The sequence below is a fragment of the Nocardia sp. NPDC055165 genome, from assembly GCF_053606985.1.
Map to the genome: position 1 here is coordinate 49,873 of NZ_JBSGSS010000017.1, position 15,830 is coordinate 65,702.

Annotated in this window: 15 protein-coding genes; 5 read left to right on the top strand and 10 right to left on the bottom strand. The window is 67.3% G+C overall.

Annotated features, from left to right (window positions below):
* Positions 1-16: 16 nt before the first annotated feature.
* Both ACWFRF_RS28565 and ACWFRF_RS28570 read left to right on the top strand, forming a co-directional pair.
* Complete coding sequence (locus ACWFRF_RS28565) at positions 17-232, top strand: hypothetical protein (protein ID WP_056812051.1); 216 nt, start codon at positions 17-19, stop codon at positions 230-232.
* The gene (locus tag ACWFRF_RS28570) at positions 229-1,500 is read left to right on the top strand and encodes a hypothetical protein (RefSeq protein ID WP_379314806.1); all 1,272 of its coding nucleotides are present in this window, start codon (positions 229-231) and stop codon (positions 1,498-1,500) included. The genes ACWFRF_RS28565 and ACWFRF_RS28570 overlap by 4 nt, the downstream gene beginning before the upstream one ends.
* Before the next feature lie 6 nt (positions 1,501-1,506).
* On the opposite strand, the gene ACWFRF_RS28575 is transcribed toward ACWFRF_RS28570, so the two are convergent.
* Positions 1,507-1,884 carry a hypothetical protein gene (locus ACWFRF_RS28575; protein WP_378626273.1) on the bottom strand — a complete coding sequence of 126 codons (378 nt, stop codon included), beginning with the start codon at positions 1,882-1,884 and terminating at the stop codon, positions 1,507-1,509.
* 37 nt (positions 1,885-1,921) lie between these two features.
* Complete coding sequence (locus ACWFRF_RS28580) at positions 1,922-2,881, bottom strand: helix-turn-helix transcriptional regulator (RefSeq protein WP_452453153.1); 960 nt, start codon at positions 2,879-2,881, stop codon at positions 1,922-1,924.
* Between the two features lie 89 nt (positions 2,882-2,970).
* On the opposite strand from ACWFRF_RS28580, the gene ACWFRF_RS28585 reads away from it, so the two are divergent.
* Positions 2,971-3,498: a DinB family protein gene (locus tag ACWFRF_RS28585; protein ID WP_379314804.1), complete on the top strand. Its 528-nt coding sequence runs from the start codon at positions 2,971-2,973 to the stop codon at positions 3,496-3,498.
* Here ACWFRF_RS28585 and ACWFRF_RS28590 read toward each other — a convergent pair.
* The gene (locus ACWFRF_RS28590; RefSeq protein WP_452453155.1) at positions 3,458-5,947 is read right to left on the bottom strand and encodes a tetratricopeptide repeat protein; all 2,490 of its coding nucleotides are present in this window, start codon (positions 5,945-5,947) and stop codon (positions 3,458-3,460) included. The genes ACWFRF_RS28585 and ACWFRF_RS28590 overlap by 41 nt on opposite strands.
* A gap of 176 nt (positions 5,948-6,123) precedes the next feature.
* On the opposite strand from ACWFRF_RS28590, the gene ACWFRF_RS28595 reads away from it, so the two are divergent.
* A complete protein-coding gene (locus ACWFRF_RS28595) occupies positions 6,124-6,579 on the top strand; it encodes a carboxymuconolactone decarboxylase family protein (RefSeq protein WP_378992078.1) in 456 nt (151 codons plus the stop codon).
* Positions 6,580-6,609: 30 nt separating this feature from the next.
* On the top strand, positions 6,610-7,071 hold the full coding sequence (locus tag ACWFRF_RS28600; protein WP_452453157.1) for a nitroreductase family deazaflavin-dependent oxidoreductase: 462 nt from the start codon (positions 6,610-6,612) through the stop codon (positions 7,069-7,071).
* A 132-nt stretch (positions 7,072-7,203) separates the two neighbouring features.
* Here the strand turns inward: ACWFRF_RS28600 and ACWFRF_RS28605 are convergent, their stop codons facing one another.
* The 7 genes from ACWFRF_RS28605 to ACWFRF_RS28635 form a co-directional block, all read right to left on the bottom strand.
* A complete protein-coding gene (locus ACWFRF_RS28605; protein WP_452453159.1) occupies positions 7,204-8,619 on the bottom strand; it encodes a vWA domain-containing protein in 1,416 nt (471 codons plus the stop codon).
* Complete coding sequence (locus tag ACWFRF_RS28610) at positions 8,616-9,500, bottom strand: AAA family ATPase (RefSeq protein WP_387442036.1); 885 nt, start codon at positions 9,498-9,500, stop codon at positions 8,616-8,618. The genes ACWFRF_RS28605 and ACWFRF_RS28610 overlap by 4 nt, the downstream gene beginning before the upstream one ends.
* Positions 9,501-9,576: 76 nt before the next feature.
* Complete coding sequence (locus ACWFRF_RS28615; protein WP_452453161.1) at positions 9,577-10,935, bottom strand: DUF2252 domain-containing protein; 1,359 nt, start codon at positions 10,933-10,935, stop codon at positions 9,577-9,579.
* Positions 10,936-11,082: 147 nt separating this feature from the next.
* Positions 11,083-12,162, bottom strand: a complete 1,080-nt coding sequence (locus tag ACWFRF_RS28620) for a DUF4185 domain-containing protein (RefSeq protein ID WP_452453163.1) — start codon at positions 12,160-12,162, stop codon at positions 11,083-11,085.
* A gap of 158 nt (positions 12,163-12,320) precedes the next feature.
* Positions 12,321-13,322, bottom strand: a complete 1,002-nt coding sequence (ilvC, locus tag ACWFRF_RS28625; RefSeq protein ID WP_174551969.1) for a ketol-acid reductoisomerase — start codon at positions 13,320-13,322, stop codon at positions 12,321-12,323.
* 77 nt (positions 13,323-13,399) lie between these two features.
* Positions 13,400-13,903 (bottom strand): acetolactate synthase small subunit, encoded by a 504-nt coding sequence (gene ilvN, locus ACWFRF_RS28630; protein WP_019048314.1) that lies wholly within the window; start codon positions 13,901-13,903, stop codon positions 13,400-13,402.
* Positions 13,900-15,828, bottom strand: coding sequence for an acetolactate synthase large subunit (locus tag ACWFRF_RS28635; RefSeq protein ID WP_378992061.1), 1,929 nt, complete (start codon positions 15,826-15,828; stop codon positions 13,900-13,902). Before ACWFRF_RS28635 ends, ilvN begins: the two co-directional genes overlap by 4 nt.
* Positions 15,829-15,830: the final 2 nt, after the last annotated feature.

Genomic DNA, 15,830 nt, shown 5'->3' on the forward strand with positions numbered 1-15,830 from the left:
GTTACCCAGGAGCCGCATGACTGTCAGAAGTGACCGTGAAGGTGGCTTGCCGGAGACATTGCCCGCGCTGGAGCAACTGCCGGCGGATGAGGCTCGGGATCTGTTCGAGTTGATGAGGGCCGCGAGTACGTTCGAGGCGGCCGCGTTGGACAAGTCCATCGATTCGATGGTCTCCGCGTTGCCGCGGCCGTTGCGCCGGGTGACGAAGAAGATCATGTTCGGCGGCAGATGACGGACCTGACTACGCGGGCGCAGTTGATTCTGCTGGCGCGGACATTGCATGTTCATCCGCAGCGGTTGGATCACCTGCGGTATCTGGGGGCCGATCGGCTGCATGCGTTGCATCAGCAGATCTCGGGGGTGTTGTTCGATCAGCACACGGACACGTTTCGGCGGATCAGCGCGCTGGTGCCGTTCATTCCGTTGACGATCTCGATTCCGCTGGTGCAGAAGCTGGTTCCGCCGATGATGACGGGGCGGGCGGCGGGGTCGGTGGGGTTGGATCATCCGGGCAAGGCGGCGGAGACGTTGACGATGCTCGAGGCGGGGTACGCGGCGGATTGTGCGCCCTATCTCGATCCACGGGCCATCGAGCAGCTGGCCGATCAGATGGCGCCGGGGCCGATCGTCGACATCGTGAACGAGTTGCTGCGGCGGCAGGACTATGTGACAGCCGGTCCGTTCTTGTCCTGTGCGACACCGGAATTGATCGCCGCGGTCGAGGCCGGGGTGCGCGATGACGCGGGGCTGATCTTCTCGGCTGCGTTCTCCTACGACGTCGACGTTCTCAGTGCGGTGGTTCGCCAACTGCTGGATGGGCCGCATCGGCGGGTGCCGCGGATGACGCAGACGGTGTTGGCGGGTTCTCCCGACCTGCAACATGCTGCGCTGTCGGTGTTTTCGCGGTGCGCGCCCGATGTGATCCGCCGAGTCGGTGACATTCTGTTCGGGAATGCGCAGCCCGGTGATGTCGCGCGGTTGGTGCGCAACGCGCTCGCGCTCGGGGCGGTTCCCGAATTCCTCACCCTGGCCGGATATCTCACGCCGCTGGGGCTGTGGACGCTGGTCGGCAATCCGGTGTTCAGCGATCCGGATGTCGGGGTGGATCTGGTCGCGCCGATGGATGGGCGCGGCGATGCGGAGAGTTGGCGTGGGTTGTTCACGTTGATGTCGCGGATGGATGACGATGTCAGGAGCGCTGTGGGGTACGCGCTGGCTCTGCTCTCGGAGTCCGCGGTGGCGGAGTTGCCCGCGCGGGCGACCGAAACCGGTTGCTGGCCTGCGTTACTCGATCTGGTGGCGGTTTCCGGGGAGCGGGGGCAGTCGCGGTTCGGGTCGATCTGGGCGCAGTTGGGGCCGGAGCGACGGGCCTATCTGCATCGGTGCATCACCGAGCTCCGATACGACACCAGGTTGGCCGAGATCACGGCACTGGTCGAGCCGGTGGAGGTGGATCTGCTGTTCTATCAGCGGCGGCAGAAGGGGCGGTATCGAGGCTGACTCGGGTCAGCCCTGCCATCGGCCCCAATCTCTTTGGGCGTGCAGCACAGCGGGGTCGACGACACCCCAGATGCGGATCTCGAACCGATAGTCACCGGGCTGAGGCTCGAGGAGACCTTCCACCGCATGCACGCCGGGGGTCGGAGAGAACACCCGGCGTAGTCCGAGGACATCGGCCCATTGATCGACCACCCGGCCCGGGTGCTGCGAAAGATGGCTACCGGCTTGACCTTCCACAGACAGGACGGCCTCCATGCTGTCATCGCTGGTCACCGACGGCGCCACGAACCAGGTCAACGGCAACAATCCGACCGCTTTGCCGAGTTCGTTGAGATGTTGGGCGACAGCCGCCTCGATCGCCGAGCTCAGCTGGGACAGATTCATGGGTTAGGTATAGCGCGCCGACGCAGACGGGGCGAACTCATGGCTGAGTGCGGGTGAAGCGGCTCCCCCACTCCCGCAGCTGCGCAACCAGTTCCGGCGGGCCGAGAACGCGGAAATCTGCTCCTACCTTGCCCAGCAACAGGATCGGCCAGTCGAGCTCGTCGACGGTCATTTCTATGTGGGTGCGGTTGTCGGGGAGGGCGGTGATGGTGCACCAGCGGCCCACTCGGGCGTGGACGTCGGTGGCCGGGGCTGCTATTTCGGCGGTGACGATATAGCCGGAACGGCGGGCGCCGATGGCGTTGTGGACGAAGGTGGCGGCGTCCGGGGCCGGAAGGGTGCGGGGGCGGAAGCGGGCGCCGGTGCTCGCGGAGCCGGTGAGGCGGTCGACCCGGAAGGTGCGCCAGTCGTGGCGGGTGAGGTCGTAGGCGACGAGGTACCAGCGCCGGCCCAGGGATACGAGACGGTGGGGTTCCACTTCCCTGGTACTGGTGCGGCCGTCCGCGGCGGTGTAGGTGAAGGTCAGGCGTTCTTCGCGACGGCAGGTGAGGGCCAGATCGGTGAGGACGGCGGGGTCCACGTCGGAAAGGGGGACGGCGGTCCAGGCGGTGGATTCGGTCATGGCGCGTAAGGCGTCGACGCGGCGGCGTAGGCGGGCGGGCAGGACGGTCACCAATTTGCCGAGTGCGCGGATGGACGGTTCGGCCAGGCCGTCGCCCGCACCCTGGGAACCGGCTTGCAGGCAGACGGTGATGGCGACGGCTTCGTCGTCGTCGAGGACCAGGGGTGGCATGGCCGCGCCCGCGGCCAGCTGGTAACCGCCGTCGACGCCGGGGCGGGCATCGACGGGGTAGCCGAGTTCGCGAAGGCGGTCGATGTCGCGGCGCAGGGTGCGGGCCGAAACACGCAGGCGTTCGGACAGTTCCGTGCCGGACCAGGACCGGTGGGTCTGCAGCAGCGACAGCAGTCGGAGGGTGCGTGCGCTCGTATCGGCCATATTCCGAGTATCTCGCAATTGCGGTCAGAAACTGGCCGCAATGGGTTCTACCTTGGGTTTCACAACACCGACAAGCAAAGGATCCGGACATGACCACGAGCACCCAGATCGACACCGAGCGCACCGACATCCTCGAGATGCTCGCCAAGCACCGGCACTTCCTGCGCTTCACTGTCCGCGACCTCACCGACGAGCAGGCGGGTCTGCGCACGACCGTCAGCGAGCTGTGTCTGGGCGGACTGATCAAGCATGTGGCCGCGGTGGAAGCGAATTGGGCGGGTTTCATCCTCAACGGGCCCGCGGAAGCCCCCGATTTCTCCTCGATGACCGAGGAACAGCTCGCGCAGTGGGGCGAGATCTTCCGGATGCTGCCGGGCGACACGCTCGAGGGCGTCCTGGCCGAGTACGAGCGGGTGGCCGCACGCACCGACGAGCTCGTGCGCACCCTCCCGGATCTGAACGTGAGTCAGCCCCTGCCGGAGGCCCCGTGGTTCGAGCCCGGCGGACGCTGGACCGCCCGCCGCACGCTGATGCACATCATGACCGAGACCGCCCAGCACTCCGGGCACGCCGACATCATTCGTGAATCGCTGGACGGAGCGAAGTCGATGGGGTGATCTCGGCGAACAGGGACTCGGCCGCCGCACGGTGTTCGGTGGCGGCAGCCGGGTCCGTCGCGTCGAGAACATCGGCAATGCCCTGGTGGGCTGTCGCCTCCTCGAAGCGGTGTCCCAGTCTCGGTGCCAGGGCCAGGGTTTCGCGGTAGAGGTCGAGGGCTTGTTCGGGAAGTCCTGCGAGGCGGCAGGTTTCGGCGTAGCCGTTGAGGAAGTGGATCTTCCAGTGGTCTTCGAAAAGGGCGTCCAAGAGGGCGAAGGCCTCTCGGTGGCCGGCGAGGGCTTCGTCGTAGCGACCCATTTCACGCAGGGCGACGCCCCGGCAGTTCAGGCACCAGGCTTCGTTGTGTTTGTGGCCGTCCTCGCGAGCGAGGGCGAGGGCCTGGTCGAGGTGGTCCAGGGCTTGCGCGGGTTCGTCCGCCGCGATCGCTACGCCGAGCGTGATCTGGGCCTGCAGCGAGGGGTTGACCGCGGGAATCGCGAGGGCTTCGCGGGCGAGTTGGACGGCTTGTTCGCGATGACCCAATTGGAGCAGGGCCCAGGCTTCGCTGGCGATGGCGTCGGCGGCGCTCGTCGGGCAGCCGCCGGTGGTGTAGAGGTCGCGGGCTCGGCGGAACAGTTCCAGTGGTTCTTCGATACTGCCTTCGTCCCAGCGCAATTGGGCGCAGCGCATCGTCAGTTCGGCCCGGGGTAGCGGGTCACCCACTGCGGCCACCAGGGGTGCGGCCGCGGCGTACGCGGCGGCCGCTTCGGTCATCCGCCCTGCGTTGTATCGGGCGAAACCCAGGTCACTGTGAGCTTCGGCGAGTTGGCGTGGGTCGCCGAGATTCTGTGCGGCGGTGAGGGATTGCTCGAAGAGCGCGTTGAGATGTGTGGTGCCGCACCGGCGGGCGAAGAACGCGCGCATGAAGCGCGGCAATTCGCAGACGTGGGTGTCGGCGCCGACTTCGACGGCGGCGTAGAACACGGCCATCAGGTTGGTGTACTCGGAGACGAACCAGAAGAACGCGGCGTCGCGGCCGGGGAACCGCGGCAGTTCGGCGGGCGGTGCGCCGGCCGAGACCGGGCGGGTCGGCGACAGGAACGGCATGGCGCCGTCGGCGGCGGCCGCGGTGTGCACGTAGTAGTCGAGGATGCGGTGTAGTGCGCGTTCACGGTCGGCGGGGGTGTCGTGTTCGAAGGTGGCGGTGCGGGCATGCTGGCGGACCAGGTCGTGGAGGCGGTAGCGGCCGTCAGCCGGTTGCTGGACGAGGTGCGCGTCGAGGAGGTCCTCGAGCATGGCGCGGGCGCTGCGCAGCGAGACGTCGGCCACGGCGGCGGCGACGTAATCGGTGAACGTGGAGCCGGGGATCAGGCCGAGCAGCCGGAACAGGCGACGCTGGTCCCGGTTCAGCTGACGAACCGACATGCCGAAGGCGGTGTCGAATTCGCTTGCCCCCTCGGACATCCGCTCCACGAGAATGCCGATCGACCAACCCGGGCGATGACGCAGACGAGCGGCCGCGAGGCGCAACGCCAGCGGGAGATTGCCGCACAGGCGCAGCACTTCGGCGGCCTGCTCGGGTTCCTTGGCGAGCCGTCCGGCGCGTGCGTCACCGCTGGCCCGCACCAGCAGTTCGGCGCTCTCTTCGGGAGTGAGTACGTCGAGGGTCACCGGCGGGACCTCGTCGAGCTCGAGCAACCGGTTGCGGCTGGTGATGATGGCGACCGACTCGCCCGCACCCGGCAACAGGAGGCTGACCTGCGCGGCGTCGGCGACATTGTCGAGCACGACGACAGCGCGCAACCGCGCCAGCTCCGAACGCCAACAGGCGGCGCGCAATTCGACTCCCCCGTCCTGCGGCACCCTTTCCGAAGGGACCTGCAACGCGGCCAGCAGCGCACGGAGGGCGGCGTCGGGGTCGAGCGGCTGACGTCCGTCGGTGAAGCCGTGGAGGTCCAGGTACAGCTGGGCGTCTGGGTATTCGGCGGTGAGCTGATGCGCGGCGTGCACGGCCAGTGAGGTCTTCCCGACGCCTGCCATGCCGTCGATGGCGACCACGCGATCGGCACGCACGGCGGCGATCACCTCGGCCAGTGCCTGCTCGCGGCCGGTGAAGTCGGGCACGTCGCGGGGCAGGTCGTTGCGTGGCGGCGGTGGGGCGTCGGCCGGCGGGCTCGGCGGGGCCGGCTGGCGGCTGGTCTTCGGCGGGGCCGGCAGAGGGTTGTTGGCGCGCTCCCAGAGGGGACGCAGCGGGCGCGGGTCACGTTTGACCAGGCGGCACAGCTCGATGACCGCCGGCCACGGCGGGACCGTCTGGCCGCTGAGATAGCGCGAGAGCGAGGACGAGCTCAGGCCGGTGTCGCGGGCCAGGGCGCGCACGCCACGACCGGACAGTTCCTGGATCAGGCGCAGGCGCGACGCGAGCTCGTCCTGCGGGTACGCCCGTGCCGTCTGCTGTTGCACAACCACCGTATTCCACTCCCGTTGTCCCGGCCTGAACCAGAAATCTCACGACCGACAAGCCGGTGGTCAGGGCCGTTTTCAGCTGTCCCACAGTGTCCCATAGCCATTCTGTTCCAGCGCCGGACGGGCTGTTATTGGGTCACACCGCAAGCAGCGGAGAAACACCGAACAAGGAGAACGACATGCAGTCTCGGATGAAGAACCCCGCCATGGTCCTCACCGACGCGATGGGCCCCATCCAGCAGGTACTCAAGGCCGTGGAGACCGGTGGCGTGGACAGCGAGATCCTGGAGCTGGTGCACCTGCGGGTCAGCCAGATCAACGGGTGCAGCGCCTGCGTGCACGGCGGCACCACCACCGCACGCAAAGCGGGCGTCAGCGAAGACCGCCTCGCCACCGTGGTCGCCTGGCGCGAGACCCCCTTCTTCTCCGAGGAGGAGCGCGCCGCCCTCGAGCTCGCCGAGGCCGCTACCCGGCTGGCCGACCGTCCCGACGCGGTTACCGACGAGATCTGGGACAGCGCCGCCAGCTACTTCGACGAGAAGCAGCTCGCCTCGATCGTGCTGATGATCGGCGTCACCAACATGTTCAACCGGCTCAATGCCACCACCCGTCAGATCGCCGGCGCCTGGGGCTGAGGCGCCCCCTCCTCGAAAGGAACAGTGACGATGTCCGCGAATCAGCAAGCGAGCAAGAGTAATTCACACGGCGGGTTCTCCCGGTGGATGCAGCACCGGATGAACGCGCGCATGAACCGCAAGATCCGGCGCGGCAAGGGCACCTTCATGGGAATGGACGTGCTGATCCTGCACACGGTCGGCCGCCGCAGTGGCCAGCCACGCGATACCCCGATCAGCTGGTTCCCCGGCGAGGACGACTCCTGGCTGCTGGTCGCCTCGGGCGGCAAGGACGGGCACCCCGACTGGTTCCTCAACCTGATGGGCCATCCCGATCAGGCGACCGTCCAGCTGCCCGACCGCGACCCGGTCGCCGTGACGCCTCGGGTACTCACCGGCGCCGAGCGGGCGACGGCCTGGGACCACATCGCCGCAGCCCAGCCCCGCTACGACAAGTACCAGGCCAAGGCGGGCCGGGAGTACGCGGTCGTGCGGCTGGCGGCCACCGCTTGAACGCTCATGTCGAAAGCAGAGGGCCTGCCGAGGCGTTTCATACTTCTCGGCAGGCACGGGGGACCGAGCGCCCCACGAGGACGCCTCGGCGCGACCATCACCCCCAGTCAGCGTCGACCTGGCCGAGCTGAATCAGGCGGGCAGCAGTCTGCCGATCACCTCGGCGAGCTGGGCTACATTGCGACATTCGTGCATGGTGACGATGTCGGTGTAGTCCTCGGCGGCCGAGTCACCGGTCGACCACGAGCGCGACGGCTCCGGGTTGAGCCAGTAGACGGCCTTCGCTCGCTCGGTGATCGCTTGCAGCGCGGCCAGATTCGGATCGGTGCGGTTGGTGCGGGCGTCACCGAGGATCAGGACACACGTACGGGGGCCGACGGCGTCGAGATAGTGGTCGACGAAACCCTGGAGGACCTCGCCGTAGTTGCTGGATCCGAACCGGGCGACGCCACCTTCACGGACGATGTCCTGCGCGAAGCCCGGTGACGGCGGCTCACCGGGAGTGAAGTACTGGGTGATCTCGGCACAGGTGTCGACGAAACCGAAGCTGCGGACCTTGCTGAACTGGTCCTGCAGCGCCTGAACCAATTGCAGCGTGAATTCGGCGAAACCGCTGACCGAGCCCGAAACATCGGCCAGCACAACGAGGTCGGGCCGACCGCGCTTGCGGGCCCGCAGCACCGGATCGACCGGGACACCACCGGTGGCCATCGATCGGCGCAGGGTGCGGCGCAGATCGATCTGACCGCGCACCGCCTTCCTGCGACGCACCGCCAGCCGGGAGGCGAGCTTGCGGGCCAGTGGGTGCACCAGGCGGCGCATCTCGGCGAGGTCCTGCTCGCGAGCGCCGAGGAAATCCGTTCGGTCCGCGGAGTTCTCGACGCCGCGCCGGGCGATGTAGTCGGTGCCGCGCAGTTCGGCCGAACGCAGGCGCGCTTCGGTTTGCACATCGGTGCGGAACTGGTCGACGCGACGACGGGCCTCGATGGTACGCACCGCCGTATCGAACTGCCCCGAGCCACCCATGGTTCGGGCGAGCTGCTCGGAGATCTCATCCGGGCGTAGCGATTTCATCGTCAGGTAGGAGGACCAGCCGGCGCCCGAAGCCTGGGTGACCCGGCCCGCGCTCTCCCCCGCACCGCCGTAGGCACCGAAGGTGTCGAGTGCTTCGCGGGCCAGCTCGGCAGTGTCCTCACCCTGGACGAGGGTGGCCAGCAGACGCTCGCGCAGGTCCTCGGCGCTCTCGCTCGGGCGCGCGGGTGGCAGCGAGACGCCGAGGAAGTACAGGTCGAAGAGTTGGTCGAAGACCTTGCGTTGGCCATTACGGCGCAGCAGGCAGGCGGCCAGGCCCGAGCGCAGGACGCGGGGGTCGGTGGTGCCGAGAGCTACCACCGCCGCGGCCGCGTCGATGGTTTCGCTGGGGCCCGCGTGAATGTTGTGCTCGCGCAGCAGAGTGACGAAATCGACGAGCCGAGCGCCCGTGGGGGCGAAGCGCGAATCCGTTGCCGCGACAGGCGCCGAGCGGCCGAGGTGATCGCGGCTCGTCACCGCACACTGCCGTCCGTCTGGTCGTCGAGGCCGAGACGGTCGATGGCCACGCGATGGTCCGACTGATACTTCAGCAGGACTCCGAGTGTCGAGCGGACCACGCCGCCGGTCAGCGTCCGCGTTCCCAACGCGACCAAAGTTCTTGCCCAGTCGACAGTTTCGGCAATCGAGGGTGCTTTGCGCAGCGAGAGCTGCCGCAGTGCGCTCACCGTCGCCACCACCGGTTCGGCCAGCGACGCATCCAGCTCGGGGACTTTGAGCGCGACGATCGCCTTCTCCAATTCCGCTGTCGGATAGTCGATATGGAGATACAGGCAGCGGCGCTTCAACGCTTCGGACAGGTCGCGGTGAGCGTTGGAGGTGAGGATGACGAAGGGCTTGCGGACGGCGGTGACCGTGCCGAGCTCGGGGATGCTCACCTGGAAGTCGCCGAGGACTTCCAGCAACAGACCCTCGAGCTCCACGTCGGCCTTGTCGAGTTCATCGATGAGCAGAACCGTGGGGTCGGGGTTGCGGATCGCCGCCAGCAGCGGGCGGGCGAGCAGGAACTCCTCGGTGAACACGTGGTCGCGGGTGCTGTCCCAGTCCTCGCCGGACGTGGCGGTGATGCGAAGCAGCTGCTTGGCGTGGTTCCACTCGTACAGGGCACGGGCTTCGTCGACGCCCTCGTAGCACTGCAGGCGGATGAGCTCGGCGCTCACCGCGGCGGCGATCGCCTTGGCGAGCTCGGTCTTGCCGACACCGGCGGGACCCTCGATCAGCAGCGGTTTACCGAGGCGATCGGCGAGAAAGACCGCAGTCGCGATATCGAGGGACGGCAGGTAACCGGCGGCCGTCAGCCGGTCGGTCACCTGGTCCACCGAGGAAAAGAAGTTACTCATCGGTAATGAGTGTATCGAGTGTTGCCGGGAGGACGGCGACGCGAGCCCCTGTAGCTCCGACGCCGCCTGTTCGGCCTCAGTACGGGTTGTCGGCCACCTCGACCCGGCCGTCCTTGATCGCGGCCTGTAGCAGGCCGTAGTCGGCTTTGCTCTGATCCGAATACGACATCGCGAAATCGCTCAGAGCCGTGTCGAACTTCTCGCTGCCGCCGATATAGGCGTCGATGGCCAGCGGATCACCGGAACGACAGTGGGCCCGAGCCAGCACGCCACCGCAGACGGCGCCATAGTTGGACAGTTGCCGGTGGGTCAGATTGTCGATATCGACGGAGCCCTTCATGTCGCGGAACTGACGCCAGTAGTGATGCACGCCCTCGGGGCCGGTGGCCCAGCCGAGGAAGATGTCGCTCGACGCCTGCATCAAGCGCTGACCGGCGACGACGCGATGTCCCTGGTGCTTGTACCGGCTCGCCTTCTGATACGGCGCCAGCACCGACGTGTCGGCCTCCTTCAACTGCAGGAACAGCGGAGCGCCGGACTCCTTGTCCATCAGCAGCGCGATGAAGCACCGGGTGCCGACACTGCCGACCCCGACGACCTTCACGGCGGCCTCGACGAAGGTGTAGCGGTTGAGCAGCACGCGCATGTGGTCGGGCAGGGTGCGCCGATATTCGGCGAACAGCGCCGTCACGGTCGCCGCGTCAGGGGTGGTGATGGGTACCAGCAGTGGCGGCTGATTCTTGATCCGCGGAATGCCGTCGGCATCGGGTTCGGTGAGTTTGTCCAGCGCTTGCAGGCTGGTGCGCTTCTTGGCCGAGGCGATCGTCTTCTCCGCCAGCTTGCGGCCCTTCTTCTTCTGGACCAGCTCGAGGACCATGTCGGAGTCGACCCGGTCGTACCAGACCTCGAGACTGTCCTGCTCAGCCATCGCCTCGATGCCCTCGCGATAGCCGCGGGCGGTGGCCTCCGCCGCCGAGGCCGCGTCCTCATCGGAACAGCCGTTGCCCAGCGCCGCGACCGCGACACTGGCGACCAGGCGTTTGACGTCCCACTCGAACGGGCCGGGCAGCGTCTCGTCGAAGTCGTTCACATCGAACACGAGATTGCGTTCAGGAGTGCCGAAGAGCCCGAAGTTCGACAGGTGCGCGTCACCGCACAGTTGCACGGTGAGCCCGGTATCGGGACCGGATCCGAGGTCATTGGCCATGACCGCCGCGGCACCACGCAGAAAGGTGAACGGCGACACCGCCATTCGCGCCATCCGGATCGGCACCAGGCTCGGCACCCGCTTCGCGTTCTGCTTCAGCAGAATCGCCACCGGGTCCTCCCTGCCCGGCTCCGGTTTCCACTCCCCCAACGCGGTACGAGAAACCCGCTTCCGCGCCGCTTTACCGACCTCCGCCGCCTGCCGATCGAAATCCTCAACCGTCGTCATCGAGCAAGTCTCGCGCTACTGGACCACCACGGCAAGGACCAGCGGGTAACCATGCGGTGACAGAGTACGACACCGCCCAGCAAACACCAGTCACTCATCGAGCGAGACTCCCGCTATCGACCGCCGACAGCAAGGGGGCCGGTGGCGCTACGGACCAAGGCGCTTGCGCCACTCGTCGACTCGGCGGACGAGCTCCTGCCACCAGGTCCGATGCGGGTCCGGTGGTGGAGTCGGCCAGGGCTCGGGCGTCGGTTCGGGGTCAGGGGCCGGGACGAGCACCTTCCGGCGAATCCCGGTGCAGGTGAATTGGGTCGCCCGATAGGGATTCCCGTTCTGCGCCCACTCGGAGACGATGAGGGTGAACTTGCCGTCTTCGAGCCTGCTGTAGGGGTGTATGTAGCCGCCGTACAGGCGCGCGACGGTGTCGACACCGCGCGGCATCCCGGTGATCGGCCGGTGTGTGGGGGTCGTGATCCAGTTCGTGTTGTCGATGCGGTCGCCGACCTTGACGAAGATCGAGTAGTCCCCCGCGTCGAATCCGGAGATCACGGCCCTGTTCTCGACATAGCGCAGGCAGATCTCGCCGAACTGCCAACCGGGCAGGATCGGTGTGGGCTCACGGTTCCAGGCCCAGTTGCCGCCGTCCCAGCCCCAGCCCTGCCAGGCATGCGGATCGGACAGGCCGTCGACCGTCGCGCGCCACAGCAGCATGTCCTTGTTCCTGGCCAGGCCGCCGGTGGAGATGATGTGCACCCAGTCGCTGTGCGGGTCCTTGGCCCAGGAGATCATGACCCGCTTGCCGTCGAACGCGCCGCACCAGAACTTCGACCCGCTGCGCGCCCAGGTGACACCGCTGTCGTCGGATGTCCATACCTCGCACCACTTCTCGTTGCCCAGGCCCTGGGTGTACATGACCCACAGGTAGATCCGGCCGTCGATGGTCATCGCATCGCACGGCAGGACGGTGGAGTACTCGGCGTTGTCGTGCTGGTAGTCCCACAGCTGGCGGCCGTCGGTACCCGGCGCGGTGGCCATGACGATCGGCTCGGCAGGGTCGCGTTGAGACGTGCGAGTGATGATGGGGGAACGCCAGTTCCCGATGCCGCCCATCGGTGGGCCGTACGGGCCGTCCCCGGAGAACGAGTCCCCCCAGATGAAGCCGACATCGCCGTCGGGCAGCTCGAACGGAATCGCGAGATCGCCGCCACCGAGGTCAGCCGAAGGCACAGGGTTCAGATCCGTGACGCGAATGACACACCCACCCCGGTCGGCTCGAACCAAAATCGTTGGGCTGGTTTCACTTCCGTCACGCCACCAAGCTACGTCACAATGCCGAAAGGCCCGCTCGCACGTGGCGAACGGGCCATTCGAGACGCGGTGGAACCTTACGCGGTTTCGGTGATCGGGCGGTCGACCCAGCTCATCAGGCCGCGCAGCTTGGCGCCGGTGACCTCGATGGGGTGCTCGGCGTTCTCCTTGCGCAGACCCTCGAGCTCCTTGTTGCCGCCTTCGACGTTGGCGACGAGGCGCTTGACGAAGGTGCCGTCCTGGATGTCGGTCAGGATCGCCTTCATGCGCTCCTTGGTACCGGCGTCGATGACGCGCGGGCCCGACAGGTAGCCACCGAACTCGGCGGTGTCGGAAACCGAGTAGTTCATGCGGGCGATGCCGCCCTCGTACATCAGGTCGACGATCAGCTTGAGCTCGTGCAGAACCTCGAAGTAGGCCATCTCGGGGGCGTAGCCCGCCTCGACCATGACCTCGAAACCGATCTTGACCAGTTCCTCGGTGCCGCCGCAGAGCACGGCCTGCTCACCGAAGAGGTCGGTCTCGGTCTCTTCCTTGAAGGTGGTCTTGATGACGCCGGCGCGGGTGCCGCCGATGCCCTTGGCGTAGGACAGCGCCAGGGCCTGGCCCTCGCCGGTCGGGTCCTGATCGACAGCGATCAGAGCAGGAACACCCTTGCCGTCGACGAACTGACGACGCACCAGGTGGCCGGGGCCCTTCGGGGCGACCATCGCGACGGTGACGCCGGCCGGAGCCTTGACGAGACCGAAGTGGATGTTGAGGCCGTGGCCGAAGAACAGCGCGTCGCCGTCCTTCAGGTTGGGCTCGATGTCGTTGGTGAAGATCGACGCCTGCGCGGTGTCGGGCGCGAGCACCATGATCACGTCGGCCCAGGCGGAGACCTCGGCGGGGGTGCCGACGGTCAGACCGGCCTCTTCGGCCTTCGGGCGAGACTTCGAACCCTCGGCCAGGCCGACGCGGACGTCGACGCCGGAGTCGCGCAGGCTCAGCGAGTGCGCGTGGCCCTGGCTGCCGTAACCGATCACGGCGACCTTGCGGCCCTGGATGATCGACAGGTCAGCGTCGTCGTCGTAGAACATCTCGACTGCCACTTTGGTTGGTCCCTTCTGAATGAATGCGGTTAGGAAAAGTTATCGCGGAGGTTGCTGAAGGAGGATCAGCGGGTCGCGGTGATCGATTTGGGGCCCCGGCCGACGGCCACGACACCGGACTGCACGATCTCGCGGATCCCGTACGGCTCGACCATGCGCAGCAGCGCGTCGAGCTTGGAACGGGTGCCGGTCGCCTCGATGGTCAGCGCGTCGGGCGACACGTCGATCACCTTGGCGCGGAACAACTGCACGGCCTCGATCACCTGCGTGCGCACCGACGCGTCGGCGCGCACCTTCACCAGGATCAGCTCGCGGGCCACCGAGGCGTCGGCGTCCTGCTCCACGATCTTGATGACGTTGATCAGCTTGTTGAGCTGCTTGGTGACCTGCTCGAGGGGCAGATCGTCGACGGTCACGACGATCGTCATCCGCGAGATCTCGGGGATCTCGGTGCCACCGACGGCCAGGGATTCGATATTGAAGCCACGGCGCGAGAACAGGCTCGCGACTCGCGCCAGCACGCCCGGCTTGTCCTCGACGAGGACGCTCAGGGTGTGGGTGGTGCTCATTCGTCGTCGCCCTTCTCGGAGGTGGCCTGCTCGCGTTCCATCGCCTCGTGGATGACGGCCGGTTCGGAGACCGACTCGTCCTCGTCGAAGAGCGGACGGATACCGCGGGCGAACATGATCTCGTCGTTGCTGGTGCCCGAGGCGACCATCGGCCACACCTGGGCGTCCTTGCCGACGATGAAGTCGATCACGACCGGGCGGTCGGTGATGGCCTGGGCCTGGCGGATCGCGTCCTCGACCTCGGACTCCTTCTCCACCCGGATGCCGACGCAACCCAGCGCCTCGGCCAGCTTCACGAAATCGGGGATGCGCAGGGAATGCGTGCCGAGATCGGTGTTGGAGTAGCGCTGTTCGTAGAACAGGGTCTGCCACTGACGGACCATGCCCAGGTTGCCGTTGTTGATCAGGGCGACCTTGATCGGCACCCCTTCGATCGCGCAGGTGGCCAGTTCCTGGTTGGTCATCTGGAAGCAGCCGTCACCGTCGACCGCCCAGACTTCCTTGTCGGGCGCGCCCATCTTGGCGCCCATGGCAGCGGGCACCGAGTAGCCCATGGTGCCGAGACCGCCCGAATTGAGCCAGGTGCGCGGGTTCTCGTACTTGATGAACTGCGCGGCCCACATCTGGTGCTGGCCGACGCCGGCGCAGTAGATGGCCTCGGGGCCCGCGAGACGGCCGAGGGTCTCGATGACATATTCCGGCGAGACCGAGCCGTCGCTGGGCGTCTTCCAGCCCAGCGGGTAGTTCTCGCGGATGCCACTGAGGTAGGCCCACCATTCGGTGAGGTTCAGCAGCGGTGCGTCGCCGGCCTGCGGATCGGCCTTGAGGGTTTCGATCAGCTCGACGATCACCTCACGCGCGTCGCCCACGATCGGGACATCGGCGTGGCGGTTCTTGCCGATCTCGGCCGGGTCGATGTCGGCGTGGATGACCTTCGCGTCGGGCGCGAAGGAATCCAGCTGACCGGTGACGCGGTCGTCGAAACGGGCGCCGAGGGTGATCAGCAGGTCCGACTTCTGCAGCGCGGCGACAGCACCGACGGTGCCGTGCATGCCGGGCATGCCCATGTTCAGGGTGTGGCTGTCGGGGAACGCGCCCCGCGCCATCAGCGTGGTGACCACCGGGATGCCGGTGAGTTCGGCCAGCTCGAGCAGTTCCGGCGAGGCGTCGGACTTGATGACGCCACCACCGACGTAGAGCACCGGCTGCTTGGACTCCAGGATCATCCTGGCGGCCTCGCGCACCTGCTTGCCGTGCGGCTTGGTGACCGGGCGGTAGCCGGGCAGACGCATCTCCGGCGGCCACGAGAACGTGGTCTGGGCCTGCAGCGCGTCCTTGGTGATGTCGACCAGGACCGCGCCGGGGCGACCCGAGGCGGCGAGGTAGAACGCCTCGGCCAGGGTGCGCGGGATCTCGGCGGCGTCGGAGACCAGGAAGTTGTGCTTGGTGATCGGCATCGTGATGCCCGAGATGTCGGCTTCCTGGAACGCGTCGGTGCCGACCAGGCTCGACGGCACCTGACCGGTGATCGCCACGATCGGGACCGAGTCCATCTGGGCGTCGGCCAGCGGGGTCACCAGGTTGGTCGCGCCGGGGCCGGATGTGGCCATACACACACCGACCTTGCCCGAGGCCTGCGCGTAACCGGTCGCCGCGTGACCGGCGCCCTGCTCGTGCCGGACCAGGACGTGGCGGACCTTCTTCGAGTCGAACAGCGGGTCGTAGACAGGAAGGACCGCGCCGCCGGGAATGCCGAATACCGTGTCGACGTCGAGCTCTTCGAGGGACCGAACCACCGACTGGGCGCCGGTCACGCGCTCGGGCGCGACCTGGCGGCGGGCGGGGTTGGTCGCCGGGCTACCAGGGGTAGCTGAAGGCGCTGACCTGCGGGCCGATGGCCCGGGTCGTGCGGTTGGTGCACTCACCG